Source organism: Streptomyces africanus, assembly GCF_002150735.1.
Taxonomy (GTDB): domain Bacteria; phylum Actinomycetota; class Actinomycetes; order Streptomycetales; family Streptomycetaceae; genus Streptomyces; species Streptomyces africanus.
In genome coordinates this window covers 1-2,302 of sequence record NZ_MUKA01000397.1, presented here as the reverse complement: position 1 = coordinate 2,302, position 2,302 = coordinate 1, and the positions used below count along the sequence as shown (strand labels likewise).

General features: G+C 67.1%; 2 protein-coding genes and 1 pseudogene. 2 read left to right on the top strand and 1 reads right to left on the bottom strand.

The genetic code is table 11. The features are described from left to right. Nucleotides 1-36 precede the first annotated feature (36 nt). A complete protein-coding gene (locus CCL05_RS37340; RefSeq protein ID WP_003991275.1) occupies nt 37-345 on the bottom strand; it encodes a hypothetical protein in 309 nt (102 codons plus the stop codon). A gap of 487 nt (nt 346-832) precedes the next feature. On the opposite strand from CCL05_RS37340, the gene CCL05_RS37335 reads away from it, so the two are divergent. Next, the gene (locus CCL05_RS37335) at nt 833-1,840 is read left to right on the top strand and encodes a C40 family peptidase (RefSeq protein ID WP_244204536.1); all 1,008 of its coding nucleotides are present in this window, start codon (nt 833-835) and stop codon (nt 1,838-1,840) included. Between the two features lie 245 nt (nt 1,841-2,085). Next, nucleotides 2,086-2,302, top strand: a pseudogene (locus tag CCL05_RS37330) (phosphatase PAP2 family protein); the annotation flags it as partial.

Sequence of the window (2,302 nt, the reverse complement as noted above, 5' to 3'; positions counted from 1 at the left end):
GCATGGCCGTGTAGGCCGGGGCGGGTGGGGCCCGGCCTACACGGCCATGCCGTACACGATGGTGAAGAGCGTGCCGAGTGAGCCGATGATGAAGACTCCGGTGAGACCCGCGATGATGAGGCCCTTGCCCTGCTCCGCGCTGAAGGTGTCCCGCAGGGCGGTGGCACCGATGCGCTGCTTGGCGGCGCCCCAGATGGCGATGCCGAGGCAGAGCAGGATGGCCACCGCCATCACGACCTCGATCATCACCTTGGCCTCGTTGCCCAGGCTGCCGAAGGGGCCCCAGTCCGGAGCGATCCCGCCGATGATCGTGTTGATGTCTCCCTTATCGGCCGCAAAGAGCATGTAAGTCACCGCCCCTGTTGGGTAGTTCCGCACCCTCTGCGGTCGTGCAGAGGTCAGGCCTCATTCTCGCCGACAATGACGCTGCCGGATGTCGACTTGGCGTCATTGATTGGCGGGTTTCGTACGAATACCTTGCCACCGTTCCCCGTCGGCCCCTAAGGGGGGCGACGGACGGTACACGAAGGATCGTATGGTCACTCTGTGTATCACGGCGTGTCACGCCGGGCAATGAGGCCTGAGCGAAACCTGTCGTGAGGTTCCGTCGTTGTGCCCTTCTACGGCCTGTGTCACCTTTCCGGACCATTTCTGACGGCCGGTCGGGTGAGTGGTCGTCCCGGTGTTCTCCGGGTGAAGGCTACCTGGCGCGACGAACGGGCCGACGGCCGTGACCCTCACTGCGCCGGGTGCCCTCCGCCGTGATCATTCCGGCGTACGGCGGCCGCCTCTACACTGACCAGGCGACGGACTCCTGGCCGGCGAGGGGCGGTTGACGGTGCGTAAGGCATGGATCGTGGCGAGCGTTGCGATCAGCTCCGCCCTGGCCTTCGTGATGCTGCTCGTCGTCGGGGTCTACATCGTCGCCGGGAACCTGGTCAACGGGGTCGGCGGTGGGGCGAAGGCGCTGGCCAAGGGGGCGGTGCCCGCCGCGTACGCGGACCTCGTGAGGAAGTGGGGCAACCTCTGCCCCGCCATCAGTCCGGCCCTGCTCGCCGCCCAGCTCTACCAGGAGAGCGGGTTCAACCCGAGGGCACAGAGCCAGGCCGCCGCCCAGGGCATAGCGCAGTTCATCCCCGGCACCTGGGCCTCCCACGGCATCGACGGCGACGGGGACGGCGACCGGGACGTGTGGGACCCGAAGGACGCGATTCCCTCCGCCGCCTCCTACGACTGCGAACTCGCGTCGTACGTGAAGAAGGTCGGCGGGAATCTGACTGAAAACATGCTGGCCGCGTACAACGCGGGGGCATACGCGGTGATCAAGTACGGGGGTGTGCCGCCGTACACCGAGACCCGGAACTACGTGAAGAGGATCACGACGCTCTCGGAGAGCTTCGCGGCCCCCGTCGGGCGGGTCGACCCCTCCGAGCAGGCCGCCGGCGCCATCGAGTACGCGCAGAAGAAACTCGGCACGCCCTACCTGTGGGGCGGCACCGGCACCGCTGAGCAGGGCGGACGCTTCGACTGCTCGGGACTGACCCAGGCCGCCTACGAGACCGTCGGCATCGAGCTGCCGCGCGTCGCCAACGACCAGTACAACGCCGGGCCGCACCCCGAGCGGGACGAACTGCTCCCCGGCGACCTCGTGTTCTTCTCGGACGACCTCACCAATTCGCGTGCCATCCGGCATGTCGGCATTTATGTCGGAGGTGGGTACATGATCGACGCGCCGCGAACGGGTGCGGTGATCCGGTTCGACCCGATCGACACCCCCGACTACTTCGGGGCCACCCGGGTCACCGAAGATGGCGCGAAAGCACTGCCCACGAGGGTGTGAGCCGAGTGTGAACCCGCCCCCTGAGCTGCGAAGACGTATCTCTCTTCGATAACGTCTGGGTGATCATTCGGTGGAGTGTGGAACGTATCAGCGGGGACCGTGCGTTCCTGGTGACGTAGCCGAGCGGACGCGAGTCGGCACGTGTCAGGGACGCGTGCAGCGGAAGCGGATCTACAACCACGGGGGTGGCAGGAACGGCGCACACTCAGGTGCGCCGGGAGAGACGACGAAGGGGCCGCAGCACCATGGCTGGACTCGCCGCATCCGGGTCGAACCCCGACGTCGACCTGCTCTATGACATCAATGGCCTGGCCAAGGACGCGCCGCGGTGGTTCGACCGGGTCATGGAGTTCGTCGGTGAGTACGGGTTGTTGCTCGCCATCGTCCTGCTCGTGCTCTGGTGCTGGTGGTCCGTGCGGCGCCGGGGCGAGGAGGACGCGGCGTCCTCCGTCGCCCCGGCGC